This is a genomic window from Pontibacter amylolyticus (assembly GCF_014638845.1).
In the GTDB taxonomy this organism is placed as follows: domain Bacteria; phylum Bacteroidota; class Bacteroidia; order Cytophagales; family Hymenobacteraceae; genus Pontibacter; species Pontibacter amylolyticus.
On record NZ_BMFP01000006.1, the window covers coordinates 209,163 to 233,753 of the forward strand.

The 24,591-nt window shown below is 52.8% G+C and carries 22 protein-coding genes; 15 read left to right on the forward strand and 7 right to left on the reverse strand.

Annotated features, from left to right (window positions below):
- Window positions 1–64 precede the first annotated feature (64 nt).
- Window positions 65–1,006: a malate dehydrogenase gene (gene mdh, locus IEV97_RS16040; protein ID WP_188502511.1), complete on the reverse strand. Its 942-nt coding sequence runs from the start codon at window positions 1,004–1,006 to the stop codon at window positions 65–67.
- Between the two features lie 185 nt (window positions 1,007–1,191).
- Entirely contained in the window at window positions 1,192–2,523 is a 1,332-nt protein-coding gene (tilS, locus tag IEV97_RS16045) for a tRNA lysidine(34) synthetase TilS (RefSeq protein ID WP_188502512.1), read from the reverse strand.
- Between the two features lie 121 nt (window positions 2,524–2,644).
- Between tilS and IEV97_RS16050 the strand changes: the two genes are divergently transcribed.
- From IEV97_RS16050 to IEV97_RS16085, 9 genes are all read left to right on the forward strand, one after another.
- Entirely contained in the window at window positions 2,645–4,489 is a 1,845-nt protein-coding gene (locus tag IEV97_RS16050; protein WP_188502513.1) for an OstA-like protein, read from the forward strand.
- An 85-nt stretch (window positions 4,490–4,574) separates the two neighbouring features.
- The gene (locus tag IEV97_RS16055) at window positions 4,575–5,369 is read left to right on the forward strand and encodes an outer membrane protein assembly factor BamD (protein ID WP_188502569.1); all 795 of its coding nucleotides are present in this window, start codon (window positions 4,575–4,577) and stop codon (window positions 5,367–5,369) included.
- Between the two features lie 11 nt (window positions 5,370–5,380).
- On the forward strand, window positions 5,381–5,707 hold the full coding sequence (locus IEV97_RS16060) for a DNA-directed RNA polymerase subunit omega (protein WP_188502514.1): 327 nt from the start codon (window positions 5,381–5,383) through the stop codon (window positions 5,705–5,707).
- Window positions 5,708–5,712: 5 nt separating this feature from the next.
- The gene (locus tag IEV97_RS20185; RefSeq protein ID WP_505802214.1) at window positions 5,713–6,273 is read left to right on the forward strand and encodes a flavoprotein; all 561 of its coding nucleotides are present in this window, start codon (window positions 5,713–5,715) and stop codon (window positions 6,271–6,273) included.
- The gene (gene coaBC, locus IEV97_RS20190; protein ID WP_308419859.1) at window positions 6,257–6,916 is read left to right on the forward strand and encodes a bifunctional phosphopantothenoylcysteine decarboxylase/phosphopantothenate--cysteine ligase CoaBC; all 660 of its coding nucleotides are present in this window, start codon (window positions 6,257–6,259) and stop codon (window positions 6,914–6,916) included. Before IEV97_RS20185 ends, coaBC begins: the two co-directional genes overlap by 17 nt.
- Window positions 6,909–7,814, forward strand: coding sequence for a type IX secretion system protein PorD (gene porD, locus IEV97_RS16070; RefSeq protein ID WP_188502515.1), 906 nt, complete (start codon window positions 6,909–6,911; stop codon window positions 7,812–7,814). Before coaBC ends, porD begins: the two co-directional genes overlap by 8 nt.
- Before the next feature lie 69 nt (window positions 7,815–7,883).
- Window positions 7,884–8,114, forward strand: a complete 231-nt coding sequence (locus tag IEV97_RS16075; protein ID WP_188502516.1) for a hypothetical protein — start codon at window positions 7,884–7,886, stop codon at window positions 8,112–8,114.
- Between the two features lie 75 nt (window positions 8,115–8,189).
- The gene (gene recN / locus IEV97_RS16080; protein ID WP_188502517.1) at window positions 8,190–9,869 is read left to right on the forward strand and encodes a DNA repair protein RecN; all 1,680 of its coding nucleotides are present in this window, start codon (window positions 8,190–8,192) and stop codon (window positions 9,867–9,869) included.
- A gap of 198 nt (window positions 9,870–10,067) precedes the next feature.
- Window positions 10,068–10,886, forward strand: a complete 819-nt coding sequence (locus IEV97_RS16085; protein WP_188502518.1) for an enoyl-ACP reductase FabI — start codon at window positions 10,068–10,070, stop codon at window positions 10,884–10,886.
- A 260-nt stretch (window positions 10,887–11,146) separates the two neighbouring features.
- Here the strand turns inward: IEV97_RS16085 and IEV97_RS16090 are convergent, their stop codons facing one another.
- Both IEV97_RS16090 and IEV97_RS16095 read right to left on the reverse strand, forming a co-directional pair.
- Complete coding sequence (locus IEV97_RS16090; protein ID WP_188502519.1) at window positions 11,147–11,518, reverse strand: cupin domain-containing protein; 372 nt, start codon at window positions 11,516–11,518, stop codon at window positions 11,147–11,149.
- A gap of 17 nt (window positions 11,519–11,535) precedes the next feature.
- The gene (locus tag IEV97_RS16095; protein WP_188502520.1) at window positions 11,536–11,766 is read right to left on the reverse strand and encodes a Kazal-type serine protease inhibitor family protein; all 231 of its coding nucleotides are present in this window, start codon (window positions 11,764–11,766) and stop codon (window positions 11,536–11,538) included.
- A gap of 179 nt (window positions 11,767–11,945) precedes the next feature.
- Here IEV97_RS16095 and IEV97_RS16100 point away from each other — a divergent pair, with 179 nt between their 5' ends.
- The 3 genes from IEV97_RS16100 (at window position 11,946) to IEV97_RS16110 (ending at window position 13,598) form a co-directional block, all read left to right on the forward strand.
- On the forward strand, window positions 11,946–12,347 hold the full coding sequence (locus tag IEV97_RS16100) for a CsbD family protein (RefSeq protein WP_188502521.1): 402 nt from the start codon (window positions 11,946–11,948) through the stop codon (window positions 12,345–12,347).
- Window positions 12,348–12,526: 179 nt separating this feature from the next.
- Window positions 12,527–12,856 (forward strand): YtxH domain-containing protein, encoded by a 330-nt coding sequence (locus IEV97_RS16105; protein ID WP_188502522.1) that lies wholly within the window; start codon window positions 12,527–12,529, stop codon window positions 12,854–12,856.
- A 235-nt stretch (window positions 12,857–13,091) separates the two neighbouring features.
- Complete coding sequence (locus IEV97_RS16110; RefSeq protein ID WP_188502523.1) at window positions 13,092–13,598, forward strand: YtxH domain-containing protein; 507 nt, start codon at window positions 13,092–13,094, stop codon at window positions 13,596–13,598.
- Between the two features lie 89 nt (window positions 13,599–13,687).
- On the opposite strand, the gene lysS is transcribed toward IEV97_RS16110, so the two are convergent.
- Both lysS and IEV97_RS16120 read right to left on the reverse strand, forming a co-directional pair.
- A complete protein-coding gene (lysS, locus tag IEV97_RS16115; protein ID WP_188502524.1) occupies window positions 13,688–15,214 on the reverse strand; it encodes a lysine--tRNA ligase in 1,527 nt (508 codons plus the stop codon).
- 862 nt (window positions 15,215–16,076) lie between these two features.
- Entirely contained in the window at window positions 16,077–17,105 is a 1,029-nt protein-coding gene (locus IEV97_RS16120) for a hypothetical protein (RefSeq protein WP_188502525.1), read from the reverse strand.
- A gap of 265 nt (window positions 17,106–17,370) precedes the next feature.
- Here IEV97_RS16120 and IEV97_RS16125 point away from each other — a divergent pair, with 265 nt between their 5' ends.
- The 3 genes from IEV97_RS16125 (at window position 17,371) to IEV97_RS16135 (ending at window position 22,672) form a co-directional block, all read left to right on the forward strand.
- The gene (locus tag IEV97_RS16125) at window positions 17,371–18,531 is read left to right on the forward strand and encodes a trans-sulfuration enzyme family protein (protein ID WP_188502526.1); all 1,161 of its coding nucleotides are present in this window, start codon (window positions 17,371–17,373) and stop codon (window positions 18,529–18,531) included.
- Between the two features lie 181 nt (window positions 18,532–18,712).
- The gene (locus tag IEV97_RS16130) at window positions 18,713–22,120 is read left to right on the forward strand and encodes a choice-of-anchor J domain-containing protein (RefSeq protein WP_188502527.1); all 3,408 of its coding nucleotides are present in this window, start codon (window positions 18,713–18,715) and stop codon (window positions 22,118–22,120) included.
- Between the two features lie 165 nt (window positions 22,121–22,285).
- The gene (locus tag IEV97_RS16135; RefSeq protein ID WP_188502528.1) at window positions 22,286–22,672 is read left to right on the forward strand and encodes a hypothetical protein; all 387 of its coding nucleotides are present in this window, start codon (window positions 22,286–22,288) and stop codon (window positions 22,670–22,672) included.
- Window positions 22,673–22,790: 118 nt separating this feature from the next.
- Here IEV97_RS16135 and ggt read toward each other — a convergent pair whose 3' ends face one another.
- Complete coding sequence (gene ggt, locus IEV97_RS16140; RefSeq protein WP_229733983.1) at window positions 22,791–24,530, reverse strand: gamma-glutamyltransferase; 1,740 nt, start codon at window positions 24,528–24,530, stop codon at window positions 22,791–22,793.
- Window positions 24,531–24,591 lie beyond the last annotated feature (61 nt).

The window sequence follows — 24,591 nt, forward strand, 5'->3', positions numbered from 1 at the left end:
AGACAAAAAAAACGCCGCTCCTTTGCAGAAGCGGCGCTTTCTTATCAATAAGCAGGTATAGCGATTAAGCTTTGGAAGCGTTGATGTTATCGAGCGCGTCCATTACTTCTTTCACGTGACCGCGTGACGTTTCGAGCAGTTGCTTTTCGTCTTCGTTCAGCTGCAGTTCGATGATCTTCTCGATGCCGTTCTTGCCCAGGATTACCGGAACACCCAGGTATACGCCGTCGATGCCGTACTCGCCTTCCAGCTTCACGCAAACAGGGAACACACGGCGCTGGTCGCGCACGATGGCTTCCACCATTTGAGCGGCTGCAGAACCCGGTGCATACCAGGCAGAAGTACCCATCAGTTTCACCAACTCGCCACCACCGTTCTTGGTGCGGTCCACAATCGCGTTCAAAGTTTCTTCGTCGATCAGCTCCGTAACCGGGATGCCGCCAACCGTTGTATAGCGTGGAAGTGGAACCATGGTATCGCCGTGACCACCCATCAATACTGCCTGGATGTCTTTTGGAGATACGTTCAGTGCCTCAGCCAGGAATGCACGGTAACGCGCAGTATCCAGGATACCGGCCATACCCATTACGCGGGTGCGTGGCAGTTTGGAAGTGATGTGCGCTGCGTACGTCATCACGTCGAGTGGGTTAGAAACCACGATGATGATGGCGTCAGGCGAGTGCTTTACGATATTCTCAGTTACCGACTGCACGATACCGGCGTTGGTAGAAATGAGGTCATCGCGCGTCATGCCTGGCTTGCGTGGCAGACCAGAGGTAATCACTACCACGTCAGAACCAGCAGTCTTGGTATAATCGTTGGTTACGCCGACAGTGCGCGTGTCGTATAGGTTGATGGGGGCTTTCTGCCAGATATCAAGCGCTTTGCCCTCAGCAAAACCTTCTTTAATATCCACTAAAACTACTTCGTTCGCGATTTCGCGGTAAGCCAATACATCGGCGCACGTTGCACCCACGTTACCAGCTCCAACTACGGTTACTTTCATTGTAGGATATACTTTAATTATGGTTTGAGATTCGGTTTACTTCCGTAAAATTAGAAAAATCTATTGTAAAAACTTCGTTTTGTATCAAGTATCACGACACACGTAGCACGACTTCTTAAATTAACAATTGCTACCTTAAAGGTAATCTTGCTACTTGATACGTGCTACGTGATACGGAAAAAATGCTACGAGATACGCTTTAAAGATATCTCCAGCACCTGCTCTGTCTTCTCCGTCACTTTAAAGCGGTTGTCGAGCCGCTGGCCCACAATCCAGGCGATGGACTGGTCTGATACCAATACCAGTGTTTTGGCCTTAAGGTTGGCCGGAACCTTCTTGTCGATCAGGAAATCGCTGATCTTCTTTTTGCCGTTCATGCCCAGCGGCACAAACCAGTCGCCCTCCTGCCACGGGCGCAGTTTCATCGGAAACTTGAGCAGGCCGGCGTCCAGGGCGGCCACATGGGGTTTGGTGTTGAGCTTGTATTCGCTGGCCGGTACATAGCGCAAAGTCAGCTGCACGTGCTCCTCGCTTACTTCGGTCTGGCCTTCTGCTATGGTGACACTTCCGAAGCGACTCAGGTTGCGGGACGTGATCACGAGCTGGTCGCGATCCTTCACTAAGGTATGGCTCGGTGATTCGAATTGCTTGCCCGAAAGTCCCTCCAGCGCCTCGACTAACTCCAGCACCACACTGTAGCTGAAGTTGAAGGGTCGCAGCAGCTCATGCAGCACCACCGGCAGGCCGGTGGCGTTTTGCAGCGGCACCAGCGACAGGTATACCGCGTCTTCCGCCTCCTTTATACTTTGCTGGCGCAGATTGTCGATGTAGGCGTGCACAATGGCCTCGGCCTGGCTCACCCGCTCTGCCGTGTGCTGCATGGTTTCTTCCAGATTCGGGTTGATTTCCTTGAGCACCGGAATTACCTCGTGCCTGATTTTGTTGCGCTGGTACTTGGTCGTCTCGTTGGAGGTGTCTTCGCGCCAGATCAGGCGCTGCTCGGTCACGAAGTCAAAAATATCATCTTTGGTGACAGTGAGCATCGGGCGGATGATGTGGCCGTTTTTGGCAGGTATACCGTGCAGCCCCGCTATACCTGTGCCCTTGGTCAGGTGAAGCAATATGGTCTCTGTCAGGTCGTTGCTATGGTGCGCTGTGGCAATATAATCGTAACCTTCCTGCTGGCGCACCTGTTCAAACCAGGTATAGCGCAGGGTGCGGGCGGCCATCTGAGTGGAGAGTTTCTCCTGCGCAGCAAAAGCACGGGTATCGAAATTTTCGGTAAAGAAGGGCACCTCGTACTTTTTGGCCAGCTTTTTGGCGAAGAGCTGGTCGGCCTCTGCGTCTTCGGCGCGCAATCCGAAGTTACAGTGCGCGATGGCAAACGTATACTTGAGTTGGTGCAGCACTTCGCAAAGCACCACCGAATCGATGCCGCCGCTCACGGCCGCCAGTATTTTGCTCTCGGGCTCGCAAAGGGAATGGGATTGGATGAAACCGGAAACTTTCTGTAGCATAAGGCAGCGGCTGGTATATTTTTTATAATTTTGAAGTTAAGAACAGGCAGAGGCTGCAGGTATAGGAACGTTGGAATGAAACGTCATCTCTGATCAAGCCCTTGTCTTTTGTCCATAAAGCATGAACATCACAAAATTAGTCTATTCTATTCTCTTTACGCTATTCTCGCTGACAGTTTTGGCGCAGGAGCAGAAGCCTCCGGTGAATCCGCGACAGGCGGCGCAGCAGGTACGGCCGCCGCAGCCGCCCAAGATCGTGCCGCTGCAACAGCCACCACGGCCGCGCATTAACCAGCCGCAGCAGGCACCCCAGCAACCCCGCACCAAACCACAGCAGGATACGGCGCGTCCGGTCCAGACGCCGGCGCAGGCCCAGCAAGGCCCGCAGCAGCAGGATCGGGTGCAACTGGAAAGCGCGGATGACCTGATCGGTACCACAATCAACGGGAAGCGGGTAAACAAACTGATTGGCAACGTGATCTTTAAGCAGAAGGAGACATTCCTGTATGCCGATTCCGTGTATCAATACCGCGACAGTGAGATATTGGAGGCTTTTGGCAACGTGCGCATCAACCAGGCCGATACCGTAACGATGACCGGCACGAAGGCGATTTACGATGGCGCCAAACGCACCGCCAAAATGAGCGGCGGTGTGACCATGCAGGACCCCAACATGACGCTTACGACTCCAACCCTGGATTATAACCTGGATTCACGCACGGCAGTTTATACCGAAGGTGGCACCATCGTGCAGCCCGAAAACCGCCTGCAGAGCCAGCGCGGTACATATGACACGAACTCCAAAGTCTTCACCTTCCAGCAAAATGTGAAGGTGTTCTCGCCAGACTATGAGATCACGGCGCAGAACATGCGTTACAACACGGAAAGCAAGGTGGTTTACTTCCAGGGGCCAACTTTTATCAAAGGCCAGAATGGTGACCTTTATGCGGAGCAGGGTACTTACAATACCGTCACCAAGGTGTCGCGCTTTGGCCGCAATGCTTATATATTAACACCGGAGTACCGTTTGGGAGGCGATGACCTGTACTATGACGAAGCCCGCGGCTACGGGGAGGCGAAAGTGAACATGACCATGCGCTCCCTCAAAGACGATGTGACCATACGGGGGCAGGTCGGTCGCTATTGGCGCGATCAGGGCGTGGCCAAGGTATGGGGCAGCCCGGTGATGGAGTCGATCATGGATGGCGACACGCTGTACATGGCCGCTGATTCGCTCATCTCCCGCGAGGCAAAGGCAGACGGACAGCCGAGTATGCTGTTCGCTTTCAACAACGTAAAAATCTACAAGTCGGACCTGCAGGGCACGTGCGATTCCCTCAGCTACAACCGTACTGACTCGCTCATGTACATGCACCGTAACCCGACGCTCTGGAGCGAGCAGAGCCAGATTGTGGGGGATACCATTCGCATCCACATGCGCAACAAGACCATCGACAAGATGTACGTCTTCAGCAACTCCTTTATCACCTCCGAAGACTCACTCCAGAACTACAACCAGGTGAAAGGCCGCAACATGGTGGCGCACTTCCAGGATGGCCGAATGCGACGGGTGAACGTGAACGGCAACGGCGAGAGCATTTATTTTGCGCTGGAGGGCGATTCCGTGCTGACAGGTATGAACCGGGCCGTGTGCAGCGACATGGTTTTAAACTTTGCAGAAAATAAACTCAAATCTATTTCGTTTCTTGTAAATCCGGACGCCAAGTTCATACCGCCGCACGAGTTGCAGGCCTCTGACCGAAGGCTGGAGGGTTTTGCCTGGCTGGAGGAACTCAGACCCGATAAGAAAGAAGTGTTGACCCCGCGTACACCGGTAAAAGCACCGACTACGCCCTCAAAAGCCGCTACGCCTGCCAAAGGCAAGGCATCGGGCACCAAGTCAAGTCAGTCCAAAGGCAAAAAGCCTGCTGCCGGCGCTGCCAAACCGACGCCGGTCCGCCAGTAAACACTGTATATTCACGCTTGTAAATCACAGGGATATTGTATAATTTTGCCCGTTCATGAACAGAGGAATCCTGCATACCGTCGTAATGTTGTGCCTGTTGGTTTTTGCAACCAGCTGCAGCAACTTTCAAAAGCTATTGAAAAGCAACGACGTTGACCTGAAATACAAAGCCGCGCTCGAATACTACGAGAAAGGAGACTACTACCGCGCCAACCAGCTGCTGGAGCAGGTGATGCCTCTGATGACGGGTAGGGAAGAGGCCGAGAAAGCCCGTTTTTACTACGCCAACACGCACTACCAGCAACGCGAGTACATGCTGAGCGCCTTCCAGTTCCGCACTTTCTACGAAACATACCCGCGCAGCGAGCTCGCTGAAGAGGCCATGTTCCTGCAGGCCAAGTCACTCTACAACGACTCGCCGGATTTTGAGCAGGACCAGACCAGCACCGTAACGGCCATGGAGTCGATCCAGGAGTTTCTGGTGCGCTACCCAACAAGCCAGTACGCGGCAGAGGCCAACACCATGTTCGATGATCTGAGCGCCAAACTGGATCGTAAGTCCTTTGAAAGCGCCCGTCTGTACCATAAGCTGCGTTACTACAAGTCAGCCGTGGTGGCGTTCACGAACTTCCTGCGCGAGAATCCGTCTTCCCCTTACAGCGAGGAGGCTTCTTATTTGAGAATAGACTCGCAGTACCGTTATGCGCTGGAAAGTGTGCCGGACAAGCAGCAGGAGCGTTTCACGGAGGCAATCGACTTCTACCAAGCCTTCATCGACCAGTATCCGGACAGCCGCTTCCTGCGTAGTGCCGAGCAGGTATTCGCCAGCACGCAGTCAGAGCTCGAGAAAATAAAGAAAACTAACCCAAGCAATTCATAAATTAAGTATATATGGCAATCGTTCCATCATCAATCGTTACCCGTAACATGGCCGACTTCGCTAAGCAGACTGGCAATGTGTACAAGTCTGTTTCGGTGATCTCTAAAAGAGCAAACCAGATCTCTGTGAAGCTGAAGGAAGAGTTGAACTCCAAGCTGGCTGAGTTTGCGACAACAGTGGATAATCTGGAGGAGGTATTCGAGAACCGTGAGCAGATCGAAATTTCTAAATACTACGAGCGCCTGCCAAAGCCAACTAACCTGGCGATCGAGGAATTCCTGGAAGGCAATGTTTACGTTCGTACACCAGACGTAGAGACTGACGAAATATCGCTGTAAGGCGCATGCTCCGGAATCGGAAAATAGTATTGGGAGTTTGCGGAAGTATAGCTGCGTATAAAGCAGCCATGCTGGTACGCCTACTCGTAAAAGCAGAAGCAGAAGTACAGGTGATCCTGACCACTTCTGCTTCTGCCTTTATAACCCCGCTCACACTGGCTACCCTTTCCAAGCGGCCTGTGCTCACGGAGTTTGTGCTCAACGAGCAGGGCGTCTGGAACAATCACGTGGAGCTTGGTCTTTGGGCCGATGCCATGGTGGTAGCGCCCGCGAGTGCCAACACGGTGGCCAAATTCGCCAATGGCTTTTGCGATAACCTGCTTTCGGCCACTTATCTGTCAGCACGTTGCCCGGTGTTTGTGGCCCCGGCCATGGACCTGGACATGTACCAGCACCCGGCCGTGCAGGCCAACTTTACCAAACTGCGCGGCTATGGCAACTTCATCATCGAAGCAGGGTATGGCGAACTGGCCAGCGGCCTGGTAGGGCAGGGGCGGATGGCAGAGCCCGAGGAAATTATTCGCGGACTAGAAAACCACTTTTCAGGCATTGGAAAAACTGTTTAAGGGTAAGACGGTTATCCTGACCGCCGGCCCGACATACGAACCCATTGATCCGGTGCGCTTTATCGGGAACCATTCGACAGGCAAAATGGGCTATGCGCTGGCCGAATGCTTTGCCCAGCGTGGCGCTCAGGTAAAGCTGGTGGCAGGCCCCACCAACCTGCAGGCGCAGCACGAAGGTATAGCGGTTATACCTGTCACGACGGCCGACGAGATGTATGCGGCCGTCAAGCAGCTGGCTCCCGCGGCTGACATCTGGGTGTTTGCCGCCGCCGTAGCCGATTACAAACCCAAAGTGGTGGCCGACCGCAAAATAAAAAAAGCCGGTGACGAACTGACCATCGAGCTCGTTAAGAACGTTGATATAGCAGCGGCACTTGGTAAGGAGAAGCGGGAAGATCAGTTTGCCGTAGGCTTTGCCCTGGAGACGGATAACGAGGCCAGCAACGCCCGCGAAAAACTGCAGAAAAAGAACCTGAACATGATCGTGCTGAATTCGCTCAACGATCCGGGCGCTGGTTTTAAGCACGATACAAATAAAATCACTATTATTGAGAAGGATACGGCCACCGCTTTTGAGCTGAAGCACAAGAGCGAAGTGGCGCAGGATATCGTCAACCTGATCTGGGAGAGACTCTATGTTTAAGCGACTGTTTGTTTTGCTGTGTGTGATGGTGATGGCCTTGGGAGCGCGTGCCCAGGAACTGCAGTGTGATGTGGTGGTTAACAGCGAACAGGTAGCGTTTACAGATCGGCAACTGTTCACCGAGATGCAAAACCGCATTTTCGAGTTTATGAACAACCGTCGCTGGACGAACCAGTCCTACCGGGTGGATGAGCGCATCAAGTGCCGCATCCTGATCAACCTGACCGAAATGCCCGAGGTGGGTACTTTCCGCGCCAACGTGCAGGTCGTGTCCGTAAGGCCGGCCTATGGCACGGGCTACGAGTCCACGCTGTTCTCCTTCATCGACCGCGACTGGCTGTTCCAGTTCAACGAGGCGCAGCCACTCGACTTTGCCGAAAACAACTTTACCGGCAACCTGTCGGCCATGCTCGCTTACTACGCCTACATGATCATCGGGATGGACAACGACAGCTTTGCCAAACTGGGCGGTTCTCCCGCTTTTGACCGTGCACGTGGCATCCTGAACCTGGCAGCCTCACAGAACTCCATCTTTCCGGGCTGGCGACCGTTTGAGGGCAACCGAAACCGCTACTGGATGATCGACAACATGCAGGACCCGGTATTTGTGCCTTTTCGGGAGGGCATCTATACCATGCACCGCCAGGGGATGGACCTGATGGTGCAGGATCCGGAAAAGGCCCGCAAGGCGACGCTCGACGTGTTACGAAACATCCAGAAGATATCGCAGCAGAAGCCCGGTGCGGCGGTGATCCGCTCTTTCTTTGAAGCCAAATCCGATGAGTTGGTGAATATTTTCAAAACCGCCGCTCCCGCCGACAAGCAAGCCGCCTATACCTTGCTCACGCAGGTAGACCCTACCAACAACACCAAATACGAAGTACTTCTCCAGCGCTAAGCCTTTTCCAAATTTCACAGAAAGCGCGTATCTTCACGGGGCGGATGGCTATACCTGTGCGCTATACCTATGGGCAAACGCCAGATCAGAATCAATCGAAACCAATTGGCCGACCACCTGCCCGACCTTTTGCAGCAGCAGACGGTGCAAGTGGTACTGAGAACCCGTGTGGTGGTGCAGGGCGTGCTGCAGCATGTCTTAGCCGAAGAACTGGAGTTGCTGGACGGCCGACGGCACAAGCATACCATACCTGTGGCGGAGGTAGAGGAAGTGATTTACGACATAGAAGCACCTTATTAAAATACACCCAAATTATCGAACTAAGTCCGGGCGTTAAGTCTTATACCTTGTGACGAACGTCTTGCATCCTGATATATGCTGATTGATCTTAAAATAAAAAACTACGCACTGATAGAGCAGTTGGAAATGAATCCATCGCCGGTGCTCAATATTATTACAGGCGAGACCGGTGCCGGTAAGTCCATTATGCTGGGTGCCATCGGGCTGCTGCTCGGTAACCGTGCCGACTCCAAGTTGCTTTTCAACCAGGAGCAAAAGTGCGTGATCGAGGGGGTGTTTGATATTTCGCAGTACAACCTCAAAGAGGTGTTTGTAGCCGAAGACCTGGACTTTGACGAGCAGTGCATCCTGCGCCGTGAGATCAGCCCGAGCGGAAAGTCGCGCGCCTTCGTGAACGACACACCCGTGACGCTCGACGTACTGCGCAAGATAGGGGAGAACCTGATGGACATCCACTCGCAGCACGACACGCTTCAATTGGGCGACACCAGTTTCCAGCTCAACATCCTCGACATCTATGCTGGTAACACCTCACTGGACATCTACGCGGGTAACCTCTCATACCTGAAAGACTACAACGAGACCTACCGCAGGTATAAGAAACTCGAAGGCGACTACAAAAAACTGACCGACCAACTGGCACAAGCCCAGAAGGAGTTGGACTACAATACGTTCCTGCTCAATGAACTCGAGGAGATCAACCTGCAACAGGACGAGCAGGAGCAACTCGAGACTGAACTGAAGGAACTGGAAAATGCCGAAGACATCAAGCTGAAGCTGACCCAGGCCGTGCAGTACCTGACTGAGTCCGAGTTCAACATCACCTCCGCCCTGAAAGACACCGTGCAGCTGATCAACCAGTTGGCGGCCTTCTCACCGAAGTACGAAGAGCTGCGCACGCGCACCGAGAGCTGTATGATCGAGCTGAACGACGTGGCCGGTGAGTTGGAAGACGCTGAGCGCAGAACGGAAGCCGACCCGGCCCGCACCACGGAGGTGCAGGAGCGCCTGAACACCATCTATACCTTGCAGCGCAAGCACCAGGTACAAACCATTGCGGAACTCCTCGAAATACAGCGCGAACTTGAAAACAAAGTAGGCAGCGTGCTTAACCTGGACAATGCTCTTTCCAGCACAGAGAAAGCCATGAAAGAAGCGGAGAAGGAAATGCTGGAGAAGGCTGCTGTGCTTTCAGAGCGTCGCAGAGCTTCGTTTGGACAGTTCGAGAAGGAGCTCTATACCTTGCTGGCCGAACTCGGCATGCCGAATGCCCGCATCGTTATTCAGCACAAAGCCGCCGCGCCAACCGCTACCGGCACCGACGAGATCAGTATTCTGTTCAGCGCCAACAAGGGAGCGCAGCCGCAGAGTTTAGTTAAAGCGGCCTCTGGTGGTGAATTCTCCCGCCTGATGCTGAGCATCAAGTACATGCTGGCCGACAAGACCGCCCTACCAACCATCGTGTTCGACGAGATCGACACCGGTATATCAGGTGAGGTAGCCGTGAAAGTGGGTAAGATGATGCAGCAGATGGCGCAGAAGCACCAGATCATTGCCATATCGCACCTGCCACAGATAGCAGCGCAGGGCAACTCACATTACTTTGTGTACAAGCACGACACCGAAGACCGCACGATCAGCCGTATCAAAAAGCTGAGCGAGAAAGAGCGTGTGGATGAAATTGCCCACATGATTGCGGGCGCCAACCCAAGTGCGAGCGCCTACAAGAGCGCCAAAGAATTGCTATCGTTATAAGTTCACCCGAGTTGCTCCTATACCGGGAATCCTACACCAGAAACAGGAAAGGGATGAACGGAGGAGCAGGCTTATGTGAATGATGGCTGCTTTGAACTTGAGTTATACCTAGTTATTGCTATATTGCTGCCTGATTTCCGCGGGCTATATCTAACTGGCGGAAATCATGAAATTTTAAAACATTAACCTGACAAATACATGTCTTATAATCTGCTTAAAGGAAAGAAAGGAATCATTTTCGGAGCGCTTGACGAAAAGTCTATTGCCTGGAAAGTAGCGATGCGTGCCAAGGAAGAGGGCGCTGAGTTTGTGTTGACCAACGCCCCGATCGCGATGCGTATGGGTGAGATCAACAAATTGGCTGAAGCCTGCAACGCGCAGATCATTCCTGCTGATGCTACCTCTGTGGAAGACCTGGAAAACCTGTTTGCCAAAGCGCAGGAGATTTTAGGCGGTAAGCTCGATTTCGTACTGCACTCCATCGGCATGAGCCCGAACATCCGCAAAGGCAAGTCTTACGGCGATCTGAACTACGAGTGGTTCCAGAAGACGCTGGACATCTCGGCGCTGTCTTTCCACAAAGTGATGCACGTGGCTGAGAAGCAGGACGCGATGAACGAGTGGGGTTCGATTGTTGCCCTTTCTTACATAGCAGCCCAGCGTGTATTCCCTGATTATACTGACATGTCGCATGCCAAGGCATTGCTCGAGTCGATTGCCCGCAACTACGGTCACCGTTTCGGTAACCTGAAGAAAGTGCGCGTAAACACGGTATCGCAGTCGCCAACTAAAACAACGGCCGGTACCGGCGTGGGTGGTTTCGACGCGTTCTATGACTATGCTGATAAGATGTCGCCGCTCGGCAACGCTTCTGCTGAGTCTTGCGCCGATTACTGCATCACCCTGTTCTCGGACCTGACCCGTATGGTGACTATGCAGAACCTGATGCACGACGGCGGCTTCTCTTACATGGGTATCTCTGAGGATGTGGTAGAGATGCTCAATAAGCAGTCTTAGTCCTTAAGATTTGGAGATTTGAAAATGTGAAGATTTGAAAATGAATCTCGCAAGTCCTTAAAATATGAAAAGCCCCTAGTGCTATATGCATCAGGGGCTTTTTTTTGATCTTTTGCTCATTTGAATTAAGTGGAAAGTAAGTAAAACCCAAAGTCACTTCTAGCTTTGCTTTAAAGCACGGCTATAAATCTCTATATCATTATACCTCCAAACTTTTGAATCTTCCCATCTTCAAATCTCCAAATCCACTCATCTCCAGATTAACCCTCCTCCCGGTGTACTTTGGTGAAATCGAACGCAGGGACGCAGACCGACCAGTACTCTGTTTCCTCGTCGTAAGGGTTGGAATAGCGGATGCGTGACCCGGCTTTGATCAGGATGGACTCGCCTGCTTCTACCACCACTTCCTCGCCATCAATCTCAATTAGCTTGCGGCCGCGCAGCACAATGGTGATCTCGTCGAACTCCGGCGTCTGATGTGGCTCTCCCCAGTGCGGAGGCGCTACCATGTGGGCCACGCTGAAGGTGTCGGTGTGGGTGGAGGCTTTGCCGAAGTGCTCCTCTATTAACTTGCCATCGGTGGTCGGCACCCGGAAGGGCTTGGTCTGTTTAAAGTATCTTTTCTCAGTCATAGGCTGGCAGGTATCGCTTAGGATTTAGTGGCGCACTCGCCTTTGGTATAGGAAGTCACACCTGAGCGGTCAGCTGTGCAGGCATTGCCATAGGTTTTCCCGTCGCAGCCGCACACCGGGTCGTACTGCATGGTACACATCCGGTCAGGGTCGATCTTCGCTTGATCGATGCAGGGTATTTCGCTGTTTTTGCAGGAGTAGAAGACACTCAGAGCCAGAAAGGCGGTTACGAACGCTGTTTTTTTCATGGTGTTTTATTTGTTGTGGTTTATACGCACTTATTGGCGGTCAGAGGGGAGTGATATGTTGCAAACTAAGTATGCACGGCCTCGTATGTAATGGAACGTAAAATAAATCGAATATAAGTATAAGGACGATACTTTCTATTTTAAGAAACCAAGCCTTATCAAATAAACAGCACCAGAACATGATAAACAACATGAACGACGAAAAAGGAAAGATTTTGCTGGCCACGCTGGCCGGTATTGGAATAGGCGTAGCGGCAGGTATACTGCTGGCCCCCAACAATGGCCCGGACACACGCGACAGTCTGAAAAGAACATTGAGCAAAGCCGGTGATGACCTGGAGCGCACCGTGAAAAATCTGATGGACAAGCTTGAGCGCAACAAGGTGACAGACGATGGCAGCAGCCTGGTAATGCGCGGCTCGTGGGACGACGTAAAAGGCCAGCTGAAGCAGAACTACGCAGAGCTCACCGAAGATGACCTGACCTATGTGGAAGGACAAGAGGATGAACTCTGGGGCCGTCTGCAGCAGAAATTAGGCAAAACCAAAAACGAGATCATGAAGGTGATCAGAGACTTGTAATAACCTCTGATCGTAATTAAAAGCTCAGCAAAGTGTTTTGCTGAGCTTTTTTTCGTTAATTAGGTGCAGTATAGTATAAAACTGTAGTATAGTTATAACTTAATACATGGCTTCCTCGTTATTAGGTCAACAGTTGAAATTAAAGAAACCAAATCCAACAATTTATAATAAACAGAACTATGAAAGATAATAGCGGAAAAGTAATGCTTGCCCTGTTGGCAGGCGCTAGCGCTGGCGTAATTGCAGGTCTACTGATGGCTCCGGACACAGGTGAGCAGACCAGAACTGGCATCAAAAAGTGGGCGAACAAACTGAGCAAAGACCTGGAGAAAAACCTTCAGACTGGCCTTGACGAAATCAAGAACATGAGCAGCGAAGCTATGAACAAAATGGGTGGTGCTAACAAAAACGGTGGCACTACCGGTGGCAACGCATCTTCTTCATCAACTGGCTCTACTGGTTCATCTGCTGGTACAAACGCAGGTGGCTCTTCAGTAACTAACGTTTAGTACATAGCCCCTTCAGGAACTATACGAAAAGCTTAGCTTAGGTCCCGGGCATGCGTGCCCGCTGAGGCGAAGACTAGCTTTGTAAAGATGAATGGCCTGTCCCTAACCGGGGCAGGCCTTTGTTTTTGGGGCCTTTTGAGCTGAATTGCGCTAACCTTCGGACTTTACTCCCGTTATTATTTTAGAGCATACCAGAAGTTGGCAAGAAAGAATTCACACAAAACCAAAGAAGACTATGAGAACGAAAATGGATTACAGCAGCCTGGGAGAGGCTAAAAGCACATACAGCAACACCCCGCGATCTTCCTCCACCCACAGCTACGTGGGCAGAGAATCGAGCGGAAACGTAACACATTCTTCTATTCGCGAGCCCAAGCACCAGCCGCAACCGCAGCAGCGCACCGTGTATAGCAGCGGCAGCCGCAAGGACTCTTCCTCCGGCTCGCATGGGGAGAGCAGCAGCACCTTGGGGGTCGCCATGGGCCTGCTCGCCGGCGCCAGCGTAGGTGTGCTGGCAGGTATACTGATGGCGCCCGACAGTGGCCGCATTACCCGTCGCCGCCTGTCAGACTCCGCCGCATGGGTAGGCCGCGGCATCAACGAGAAACTAGGCACTGGCAGGGTTAAAACCGAGTCCTGGATCAGCAAGGCAGAAGGAAGCCTGAAAGATGTGACAAATAAGGTGAAAAGCAGCCTGTCAGGCGAAAAAAGAGACAGGTACGAAATTGGAGACAGTTATTAAGAAACGGCTGGCGTTAAGTCGGCACCTATAAAACAGAAATGGCCCGCTAAGGTATAGCGGGCCATTTCTGTTTTATGTGGTGTCGTCTTTTACTCTTCTCTCTTCTCCGGCTTCATCTGTGGGAAGAACAGCACGTCCTGGATGGAGTGCGAGTTCGTCATGATCATGCTCAGACGGTCGATACCGATGCCCAGACCAGCTGTTGGCGGCATACCGTACTCCAGGGCACGCAGGAAGTCTTCGTCCAGTACCATGGCCTCCGTGTCACCGCGCTTGCCCAGTTCCAGTTGCTCCTCAAAACGGGCACGCTGGTCAATCGGGTCGTTCAGTTCGGAGAAGGCGTTGCAGATCTCCTTGCCGTTGCAGATGGCTTCGAAGCGCTCTACCAGACCCGGCTTGTCGCGGTGCTTCTTGGCCAGCGGGCTCATCTCTACCGGGTAGTCCGTGATGAAGGTCGGCTGGATCAGGTATGGCTCGCAGGTCTCACCGAATATTTCGTCGATAATCTTGCCTTTGCCCAGTTTCGGATCCACTTTTATACCTAGCGACTCAGCTGTCTGGCGCAGTTCCGGCTCTTCCATCTCCGAGATATCGATCTTGGTGAAGTGCTCGATAGCCTCAAACATGGTGAAGCGCTTCCATGGTCGCTGGAAGTTAATGATGTTCTCACCCACTTTTACCTCGGTGGTACCGTGCAGGTCCATGGCTACTTTCTCCACCATTTCCTCTACCAGGTCCATCATCCAGTTGTAGTCTTTGTAGGCTACATACAGCTCCACCTGCGTGAACTCCGGGTTGTGGAAACGGCTCATACCTTCGTTGCGGAAGTCTTTGGCGAACTCGAACACACCATCGAAGCCGCCTACGATGAGGCGCTTCAGGTATAGCTCGTTGGCAATTCGCAGGTATAGCGTCATGTCAAGCGTGTTGTGGTGCGTCTTGAACGGACGCGCCGCCGCACCGCCGTACAGTGGCTGCAGGATTGGCGTTTCCACCTCCAGGTAGCCTTTTTCAGTCAGGTACTGGCGCATGGAGTTCACCAGCTGCGTACGCTTGCGGAAAGTCTCACGCACATGCGGGTTCACGATCAGGTCCACGTAACGCTGACGGTAGCGCAGTTCTGGATCGGTGAAGCCGTCGTGTACGATCTCGTTGCCGTTCTCGTCGATCTCGCGCTTCACGATCGGCAGCGGACGAAGCGACTTGGTCAATACTTTCAACTCCGTCACGTGCACGGAGATTTCGCCCACCTGTGTAATGAAAGCGTATCCCTCGATGCCAATGAAGTCACCGATGTCGAGCATTTTCTTGAACACGGTGTTGTACATGTCCTTGTTCTCGCCAGGGGCAATGTCATCGCGGGAAACGTAGATCTGGATACGACCGGTGCTGTCCATTAGCTCAGCAAACGAAGCTTTGCCCATCACGCGGCGGCTCATCAAGCGACCAGCCAAGGTTACTTCCTGGTAGTTGTTCTTGTCCTTATCGAAATTCTCCTTTATCTCTTTGGCCGTGGCCGTCACTTCAAATGTTTCGGATGGATATGGGTTGATGCCCATTTTCTCCAGCTCTTCGCGCTCGTGGCGTCTGCGTAGTTCCTGTTCGCTGAGTTGCATGCGATTTTAGTACTAAAGGTGACTGTTATATATAAACTGCAAAATTGCTAAATAATCAGCAGCTTTTAAAAGGTTAATTGGTGATTGTTAAAGGTTAAGGGTGTTAGGGTAGGGAAATGGGGTAGGGGCTTGCAATTGTGCATGTGCTATGCTTTGTAGCGGCTGCCTGTTGCAGGTATAGCAAATGCTTCGTTTCATCGCTTCGCCTGTGCGGCGGGCAATGTCCTATGGCGCGAGCGTCCTCGCTCGTGACTAATATGGTGGGGCCTCTGGCCCAGGTATAGGCATAGGTATACCTGGCGTGGCTGCGGTTGTCTACACCTTAAGCTGATTTATTCTATAGCTTCGCCTGTGCGGCGGGCACTCACTTTTTTCCTTGATGAAAAAAGTAAGCAAAAAAATCAAGACGTTTTAAACTCGCTGACCGCTCAAACACAAAATCGTCATCAGTGCACCTGGCTAAGCTTTCTGCTTCGTAGGTTCAGTGCAAGTCAACTTTTCTCTATACCTGACAGCGGTGTGTGACGGTAACTACCACGCCTATACCTGTGAATTGGTGGCAGCAGAAAGTTCCCCTCCTGTTTTTAGGAGGGGCTAGGGGAGGTGATTCTCTTTGAAGGGGTAGGAGCCCTCTATAAAGGGAGGGGCAGGTATAATCAGAGGCAGCCCAAACTTCTAAATCTACAATGCTACTATACCTGTGATGGCCTTAGTCGAATAGTCCTCCTTAGGGCAGGGGTGGGTTAATCATGCACAGGAATCCTGTCAATTCTTAAATCCTGTAAATCCTGATTCAGACAAAAAAAGCCCCGGCAAGCAAAACTTACCGGGGCTCCCATATATGTAGTAGAACAAATTGGACTTAAGCAGCTGTGCGGAGTTGCTGCTCGTCGTCCTGCAAAAGCGGTTTTACTTTGTCTTGCAACCTGGCTGCCACAAAGGAGTTTTGCAGATAGGCCGGCAGTTCCTGCACAAAAGCTTCGTACTGCTGCAAACTCATGGCCTGGGCCACATAACACTCGTGTATACCATTCAGGTAGCTCACAATCTGGAGCAGCGAGTCGTGGAACAGCCTGAAGTCGATGTCGGACTGCACGAAACGCTCAATCTCGCGGTGTGAACTGGAGATGCGCAACCTGGCCAGCAAATCGAACAGGGTGGTATAACCCATACGCCAGGTCAGCTGCTGCCAATGCTGCGGACCAAACTTCTGCAACACCTCACCCGTGCGACTGCTGCGGATGGCGGTATTCGGGTTAGCCTGTACCTGCTGGCGCACAGATTTGGCCTTCATGCGACGCGTCGTCTTCAAAAACTGCCCGATCTGCGACTGCGCTTCGAGCTCTTTGCCCGCAATCTGCAAGCCCGGCTTGTAATGCGCCAGCGGCAAACGGTTGATGCGGAAGTCATCGTAATGCCCCGATGCATAAAAGCTCATGGCCTGCGGATAGGCATTCTTCACGATCAGGCGTCCCGCTTCGCGCATCACCAGCGACTCGTTGCTGGTCTTCATCTGGCGGGTATGCAGGAAAGCCTGCAAGCTCGCGAACACGGTATAGTAAGCCTGCGGGAATGTCCAGTGCAGCGCGTTGCGGATATAGTTCTCGTCGCCCAACTCGGCCGTGGTACGCAAAGCATACTCCGTGTTCCAGCTGTTCAGCAACAGTTTCTTCACCGCTTCCAGATCTTCTTCAGACAACGCAGCAGGCACATCCTTAAAATAGGCTAACTGCTGGAGACCCATACCTTCGTAGTGGTCGAGGTGGTAATTGATCGCGAAAAAGTAGTTTAGAAACACCTGCGCCGGGATGGATTTATACCATTCCTTGTCCAGCTGTTTCTGCTCTTCCGGATACATGGATATGATGTTTTCTTCTTCTTTCTCTTTCATGTATTTACAACATTTATAGCCTGCTAACAGTTGCAAATTTCAGTCATAAATGCAGTGTTTTAATGATTTTAATTAATTGAAAATCAATACGTTATAAAGTAATTGTAAAATATTTTTTGAGACAGTAAACAGCTGTTGAACCAGCCACTTTTAAAGGCCGTTTCTGGCTATACCTATACCTGTAAAAGATGGGTAAATGTAAGATGAGGCATTCATAACCTGAAGCTCAGAATAAGAGTACAAAAGGGGACAAAACCCTTGTACCATGGAGCTATCTTACATCCTGAACGAATTGGGCGAAGACCGCGAACTGTATTATAATGCTGTAACGCCCCCCATCCTGCAGACCAGCAATTTTGCCAGTAAAACGGTAGACGAGATGCGGCGCATGCTTCAGAATGAGGCGGAGTCCTACCTGTATACACGCGGCAATAACCCAACTGTGACCATGTTCGAGAAAAAGATGGCGGCACTGGAAGGAGCGGAGCATGCTATTGCTTTTGGAAGCGGTATAGCGGCAGTTTCAGCGGCGGTGCTTTCGCAGCTAAAAGCAGGTGACCATGTAGTGAGCGTCGATAAACCCTACGGCTGGACGAATGTGCTGATGAACCGCTTTTTGCCAAGGTTTGGCGTGGAGGTGACCATGGTGGACGGCACCAACACAGAGAACTACCGCCAGGCCTTGCGGCCCAACACAAAGTTGCTATACCTGGAGAGCCCGAACTCATTCACCTTCGAGCAGCAGGATATAGAGGCCATTGCGGCGCTTGCCAAAGCCCATGGCTGCAGCACCATCATTGACAATAGCTTTGCCTCACCGCTCAATCAGAATCCATTGCAGATGGGTGTGGACTTGGTTGTGCATTCCTGCACCAAGTACATCGGTGGCCACTCCGACACCATGGGCGGCGTGATCTGCGGGAGTCGCGACATGATCAACAGGATATTCCAGGGAGAGTTTATGACGCTTGGTGCCATTCTGGCGCCGCACGATGCCTGGCTGCTCCTGCGTGGCTTGCGCACGCTGCCCGTACGAATGGAACGCGTTGCAGAAACGACCCGAAAGGTGGTGGCCTGGATGGAAAACCAGGAGAAGGTCGAAAAGATTTATTACCCATTTCTGCCTTCGAACCCGCAGTATGAGCTGACCAGAAAACAACTGCGCAACAACACCGGGCAGTTTACGATTGCCCTCAGAACAGACGATATGCAGAAGGTGGAAGACTTCTGCAACAGCTTGCAGCACTTCCTAATGGCGGCTTCCTGGGGTGGACACGAGTCACTGATCTACCCGGCGGCCGCATACTATGACAAGGACTCAAACTACAAAGGGAAACTCCCTTTTAACCTGGTGCGCTTTTACATCGGTCTGGAGGATGCAGACTATCTGATCAAGGATATAGAGCAGGCATTAAGCAAGGTATAGCGCGTCTAAAATATAAAGTTGAAATTATATTAATGATTTGGTAACATTGGATTGGGAGCGTCTGCTTACCTTTGCATCCGATGGATCTTCATGCGCTCCCCTGTGCCCATATCCCATTGCACGTCAGTGCAGTACGCTTTCGTGCCCCCTACACGTCACAAATCAAATCTCTCTTATACCTATGTTTAAACATCTACAAAAAGCCTCTGCTTTTGTGCTGGCCTGTTGTGCCCTTTTGGCCGGCGGCGAAGCCTTAGCGCAGACAAACCCGCAGCCCCAATCGCTGCCCTACACGCAGGACTTCAACGGTCTGCCCCACAGTTCTACCGACTATCCGGAAGGCTGGCAAGGCTGGTTACTGTCTACTAGTCCCGGAGCGAGCTTCAGAACGACTCCGGCAACTGCTGACAGAGCCATGCTGGCTAACAGCACCTCCACCACCACCAATGGCGCCATCCACAACTACAATGGCAGGATAGGTTTGCTGAACAGTGGTTCTCTCGACCTGAGCATCGCCTTTGCCATCAACACCCTGCAAAAGACTGCTGTCAATGTGGCGTTTGATATGATGACGCTGCGCAACCCGTATGACGGCGGGAGCAACACCCGTATCAATGAAATCGTGCTGCAGTACCGCGTTGGTACAAGTGGTGCCTTTACCAGCATTGAGGGCTCACATTATCAAAACAATACGGAGAAGTGGGCTATAAGTGGGAATACCGATCCTCAGAAGGTAGAGTCCTTTACTGTGACGCTACCGGAGGCGGCTGAAAACCAGGAAGTGGTGCAGTTGCGCTGGGCTACGCGCCAGATCAGTGGCGGTGGCTCCAGACCAAGCTTTGCCGTGGACAACATCGCGGTGACCAGCCTCAGCGACAGCAAGAACCCCATCGTGCTGGCTCCAGCCACGCTTGCCTTTGGCGATGTGGTGTTGAACCAGGCTAGCGTTTCTTCCTATACCTTGTCGAGCGCCAACATTACCAGTAATGTGAAGCTGACTGCCACAGCAGGCTTCACGGTTTCAAAGCAGGCGACCGCTGGTTTCGCTGCCAGTATTTCTTTCTCTGCCGAGGAAATGGCCGCTAACCCTACCGTGTATGTGCGCGTGGTGCCAACTACAACAGGCGCTCTGTCCGGCACGATTTCGCATAGCGGCCAGGGTATAGCCACTGCTGTAACCGAGCTGACAGCCAATGCGGTTAGCCCGTTCGTGCAGAACTTCAACAGCTGCGGTACCACCCTGCCAGGCGGCTGGAAAGCCTATAGCGTAACCGGCGACCAGGTATGGGGCTGTACTACGTTTGGCAGAGAGACGGCTGAGAGCCCGCGCAACAACGGCGTGCAGATCAACGGCTTTGCCGGCAGCGCCCGCGAAAACGAAGACTGGATGATTTCTCCTGCACTGGACCTGTCTGACTTCAACATTGCCGCCCTTTCCTTCTGGACCAGAACCGCTTTCAAAGGCCCTGGTCTGAAACTGATGGTGTCCACCAACTACGACGGATCGAGTGCACCTGCTACAGCAGACTGGACAGAGCTGAACGGTGATTTCCCTGCTGAGGCTTCCGATGTATGGAAGCAGTCGGTTGTGAACCTCACGGCTTACAAAGGTGCTTCTGTGCATGTGGCGTTTGTGTATGCGTCTGAGGCTGAGACAGACAGAGCCGCCCGCTGGACCCTGGACGATTTTGCAGTAGAGAACGTAGACCAATTGCTCGCTACCAGTGATTTTAACGTAGATTTCGGAGTGGTGGAAGTGCCGAGCGCCTCTGCTCCCTATACCTTCAACTTCTCTGCTGTTGGCTACCCGCAAGGTATGACCCTGTCAGTAGGAACCGATTTCGAGCTTTCGAAGAATGGACAGACCTATGCCAGTTCTCTGAACTATACGGCGGCCGAGGCAAGCGTTTCTAACACGGTATACGTGCGCTACAAGCCAGCAAGCGTTAAACTGAAGTCATCAGGCAACATCACGTACACAAGCGGTGATTTCACTGTTGTAAAAGGAACCATGACTGGCTCTTCACTGCCCAAGAGCAGCACCCTGGACATCGTGTCCTGGAACCTGGAGTGGTTTGGCGCTGACAAAGACGACAGAGGCCAGGAACTTGGCCCTAATGACGAAGAACTGCAGTTTGCGAACGCTAAAAAGGCACTACAGGCACTAGACGCCGATATCGTGGCTTTCCAGGAGATTGCAAACGATGCCGCTATGGCCAGCCTGATGGCGGAGTTGCCGGCGTATGACTTCGTTCGCTCTGATGTGCATTCTTATTCCTGGGATCCAAGCCGTAACCTGGTGCCTCAAAAGCTTTACATCGCCTACAAGAAGGACGTGGTAAAAGTGAAGAGCCAGAAAGTGCTGCTCCACAAACTGTATCAGGATGTGCTGGCCGGTACAGCTAACTTGCCAAATTATCCTGCTGCGCAGACCAGCTTCTGGGCCAGCGGCCGCCTGCCACTGCTGGTGGAGTTGGAAGCCACCGTAAACGGCGTGGCGCAGCAGATCTATGTGGTGAACCTCCACACGAGAGCCAACTCCGGTACCAACGTGACGCCATACAACCAGCGCAAGTACGACGTGCAGGTGCTCAAGGACAGCCTGGCAGCACAGTACCCGAACGTCAACCTGGTGATGCTGGGCGACATGAACGACGATGTGGACATCTCGGTGGTGAATAACCTGCCATCTTCCCTGGACCCGTTTGTGCAGGATGAAAACTACAAAGCGCTGACGTACGACCTGAGCGTAGCAGGTGGCTATACCTACGCGAGTGGCTCTTTCCAGAGCTTCCTGGACCACATCATCGTGTCCAGGTCTTTGGTGGATGAGTACATCGAGGAATCTGTTACAATTGAGAACCAACTGCTCAGCCTGATCCCAAGCTACCGTAATACAACGTCCGACCACGTACCGGTATCGGCCCGCTTCAGTTTCAGCACTACGCCAACTGTTGCCTTCTCAGCGCCAAGCCTGACCAAAACCGAGGGTGATGAACCGTTTGCCGTAAACCTGAACATCTCAGCTGCACAGCCAAAAGCGCATACCGTATACCTGACGGTAAAGGATGGCGCTACTGCCACTGCAGTAGATTATACCACGGCACCTGTCGCGGCAAATAATGTGATTGCCGTCGAGGTGCCAGCATATGCTACTGCTGCGTCTTTCGAGGTGAGTATTGCAGACGACAAATTGGTGGAACCAACGGAGCATGTTACGTTCCATATCAACGGTGTAACCACTGACCTGGGTATAGCCGCTACAGCCCGCAGCTTCACACTCGCCATCCGCGACAACGACTTCCCGGCAGGTATAGCCAATGGTCAGGATCTGGCTTTCCGCCTGTATCCGAACCCGACGCAAGGCCCTGTGGTGAACATCTCTTTGCCAGTGGAAGTATCGGTAATGGATGAGATGACATTGGAGTTGCGTTCTGCCAACGGCACGAAGATGTATGAACTGAACGGTAACCTGAGCAGCATGCAGCAGCAGCTGAACGAGAAGGTAGCCGGCCTGCGCAACGGCATGTACTACGTGCAGGTGGCGGTACGGGGCAAGGTATATCAGGCCAAGCTGGTAAGAAACTAACCAATTACTGATAACAGGAGCGGCCTTCTACCTTGTAGGAGGCCGCTTTTTTATGGGCATTTTTTTATAGACAGGTATAGCGGTTTATAAGCCAACAGCGTTCGTATAGGTATAACCAAGACAAAGGGCAACCGGTATTTAATAGACAAATCAATGGAAACGACTATGACAGACAAACCGCAAATTATAAACAACGTGCACGCCGCCACCCTAATCGGAACAGGCCTGAGTAGTTATTTTATGAACGAGAAGCGACCCAAGACGGCGCTTATACCTGCAGTGGCCGGAAGCGGGCTGCTGCTCTTGAGCAAAAACCTGGAAAAAGGTGACCAAACTATGGCGCATGTGGCCGTCGGCATCACCGGACTTCTGCTCGCCCAGACACTCCGCTCGTTCCTGCAGGCTGCCGTGCCGAACGCCGAGACAGAAGCCAAGTTTGACACAGCTACCTTAAACCGCCGGAAGCTGATGTTCGGTCTGATGAGTACCACAGGTATAGCGGCCTTGGCCACCTACATTGGCGGATTTATCGAAAAGCGTAGGAACAGCTAAGGTATAGCACAATGAAAAAGGCGAGAGCCCGCAGGTGCTATACCTACAGGCTCTCGCCTTTTATTGAGGTTTGTGCAAATAATCGGCCTTCGTCAAAATGCCTGTTGGCTATACCTGTTTAGAAGCCAACTGCAGTGTCGTCACCGCGCGGATCGGCACCACCTTCCAGTTTGCCGTTAGGCAGCACCAGTATACCTTCCACCGCGCCATACTTGCCTCTTTGCTTCAGCTTATACCCTTTGCCCTCCAGAACGGCCCGCACTTCAGGAGAGATGGCGTCTGGCTCGTGCTGGATCTCTTCAGGGAGCCACTGGTGGTGGAAGCGGGGAGCGGCTACGGCTTCCTGCATGGTCATGCCGTGCTCCACTACGTTCAGGATGGTCTGGAAAACAGAGGTGATGATGGTAGAGCCGCCCGGCGTGCCCACTACCATGAAGAGTTTGCCGTTTTTCTCCAGAATGGTCGGTGTCATGGCACTGAGCATGCGTTTGCCGGGCTGCACGGAGTTTGCTTCGCCCCCAATCAGGCCAAACATATTCGGGACACCTGGTTTCGCGCTGAAATCGTCCATTTCGTTGTTGAGAAGGAAGCCGGCGCCTTCTACCATGACCATAGAGCCATAGCCACCATTGATGGTCGTGGTGATGGAAGCGGCATTGCCGAACTGATCCACGATGCTGAAGTGGGTTGTTTGGTCTGATTCGTAGATGGGCAGCTTTCCTGCTTTCACTTCTGAAGATGGCGTAGCACGCTCCAGGCTCACGTTCTGCATGCGCCCCTGCAGGTAGCTGCGGTCCAGCAGGCCATTGCTCGGTACTTTGTAAAAGTCCGGGTCGCCGAGGTAGGTGGCCCGGTCAGCGTATACGCGGCGCTTGGCCTCCGTCATGATCTGGATGGTCTGGGGCTGCTGCCAGCCAAAGCTTTTCAGGTCATAGGGCTCTACCATGGTGAGCAGCTGCATCAACGCGATGCCTCCGCTCGAGGGCGGCGACATGGAGGTCACTTTCAGATCTTTGTACTGACCCGTAATCGGGGTGCGCCACACGGCATTGTAATCGCGCAGGTCCTGGTGCGAAACCAGTCCGCCGCCGCGCTGCATTTCTTTCACAATCAGGTCGGCTGTTTCACCGGCGTAGAAGCCATCGCGCCCTTTGTCGCGGATGCGCTCCAGGGTACGCGCCAGGTCCAGGTGATAAAGCGTGTCACCGGGCTGCCAGGCATGCTGACGGGTGAGGTAGGGAGTGTGCTTGTTATACCTGATCATCTCCTCCCGGGCATTGTTCAGCATACGGGCTTCGCGCGCTGTCAGCACCACGCCACGGCGGGCCAGATCGATGGAGGGCTGTACGAGTTCGGCAAAAGGCAGGGAGCCGAGCTTTTCGTGCAGCTTGATCATGCCGTCAACCGAGCCGGGTACGCCTGCTGCCAGGTGGCCGAGCAGGCTCAGGTCAGGTATCACATTGCCCAGCGAGTCGAGGTACATGTCGCGGTGCGCGGCGGCAGGGGCTTTCTCTCTGAAGTCAAGCGCGCCCGTTTCGCCGGTGTGGTGACGGTACACCAAAAAACCGCCGCCTCCGATATTGCCTGCCACCGGATAGCATACCGCCAGCGCAAATTGTGTGGCAATGGCTGCGTCGTAGGCATTTCCGCCTTTGCGCAATATCTCCAGGCCAATGTCAGAAGCATCGGGGTGGGCAGATACCACCATGGCCTTGTCGGCTACGACGCCTCGCTTTCCGGCTTCGGATTGCGTTTGAGGGCGGGGAGCACAACTGGAAAAGGCGAGGAGCACGGCGGCCACACAAGACAAGGTATAGCGCTTCGATCGGAAGCCCTGCATTAGGTTGAAGTGTTTCATGAGTTGGGTTTGGGTAAGGCTAAGCTGCAAAATAAAAAAAAGCCGGCTATCTACATAGCCG

Excerpts from the sequence above, each read along its gene's own strand:
- mdh (WP_188502511.1), bottom strand. The coding sequence starts at position 1,006 with ATGAAAGTAACCGTAGTTGGAGCTGGTAACGTGGGTGCAACGTGCGCC.
- tilS (WP_188502512.1), bottom strand. The coding sequence starts at position 2,523 with ATGCTACAGAAAGTTTCCGGTTTCATCCAATCCCATTCCCTTTGCGAG.
- IEV97_RS16050 (WP_188502513.1), top strand. The coding sequence starts at position 2,645 with ATGAACATCACAAAATTAGTCTATTCTATTCTCTTTACGCTATTCTCG.
- IEV97_RS16055 (WP_188502569.1), top strand. The coding sequence starts at position 4,575 with ATGTTGTGCCTGTTGGTTTTTGCAACCAGCTGCAGCAACTTTCAAAAG.
- IEV97_RS16060 (WP_188502514.1), top strand. The coding sequence starts at position 5,381 with ATGGCAATCGTTCCATCATCAATCGTTACCCGTAACATGGCCGACTTC.
- IEV97_RS20185 (WP_505802214.1), top strand. The coding sequence starts at position 5,713 with ATGCTCCGGAATCGGAAAATAGTATTGGGAGTTTGCGGAAGTATAGCT.
- porD (WP_188502515.1), top strand. The coding sequence starts at position 6,909 with ATGTTTAAGCGACTGTTTGTTTTGCTGTGTGTGATGGTGATGGCCTTG.
- IEV97_RS16075 (WP_188502516.1), top strand. The coding sequence starts at position 7,884 with ATGGGCAAACGCCAGATCAGAATCAATCGAAACCAATTGGCCGACCAC.
- recN (WP_188502517.1), top strand. The coding sequence starts at position 8,190 with ATGCTGATTGATCTTAAAATAAAAAACTACGCACTGATAGAGCAGTTG.
- IEV97_RS16085 (WP_188502518.1), top strand. The coding sequence starts at position 10,068 with ATGTCTTATAATCTGCTTAAAGGAAAGAAAGGAATCATTTTCGGAGCG.
- IEV97_RS16090 (WP_188502519.1), bottom strand. The coding sequence starts at position 11,518 with ATGACTGAGAAAAGATACTTTAAACAGACCAAGCCCTTCCGGGTGCCG.
- IEV97_RS16095 (WP_188502520.1), bottom strand. The coding sequence starts at position 11,766 with ATGAAAAAAACAGCGTTCGTAACCGCCTTTCTGGCTCTGAGTGTCTTC.
- IEV97_RS16100 (WP_188502521.1), top strand. The coding sequence starts at position 11,946 with ATGATAAACAACATGAACGACGAAAAAGGAAAGATTTTGCTGGCCACG.
- IEV97_RS16105 (WP_188502522.1), top strand. The coding sequence starts at position 12,527 with ATGAAAGATAATAGCGGAAAAGTAATGCTTGCCCTGTTGGCAGGCGCT.
- IEV97_RS16110 (WP_188502523.1), top strand. The coding sequence starts at position 13,092 with ATGAGAACGAAAATGGATTACAGCAGCCTGGGAGAGGCTAAAAGCACA.
- lysS (WP_188502524.1), bottom strand. The coding sequence starts at position 15,214 with ATGCAACTCAGCGAACAGGAACTACGCAGACGCCACGAGCGCGAAGAG.
- IEV97_RS16120 (WP_188502525.1), bottom strand. The coding sequence starts at position 17,105 with ATGAAAGAGAAAGAAGAAGAAAACATCATATCCATGTATCCGGAAGAG.
- IEV97_RS16125 (WP_188502526.1), top strand. The coding sequence starts at position 17,371 with ATGGAGCTATCTTACATCCTGAACGAATTGGGCGAAGACCGCGAACTG.
- IEV97_RS16130 (WP_188502527.1), top strand. The coding sequence starts at position 18,713 with ATGTTTAAACATCTACAAAAAGCCTCTGCTTTTGTGCTGGCCTGTTGT.
- IEV97_RS16135 (WP_188502528.1), top strand. The coding sequence starts at position 22,286 with ATGACAGACAAACCGCAAATTATAAACAACGTGCACGCCGCCACCCTA.
- ggt (WP_229733983.1), bottom strand. The coding sequence starts at position 24,530 with ATGAAACACTTCAACCTAATGCAGGGCTTCCGATCGAAGCGCTATACC.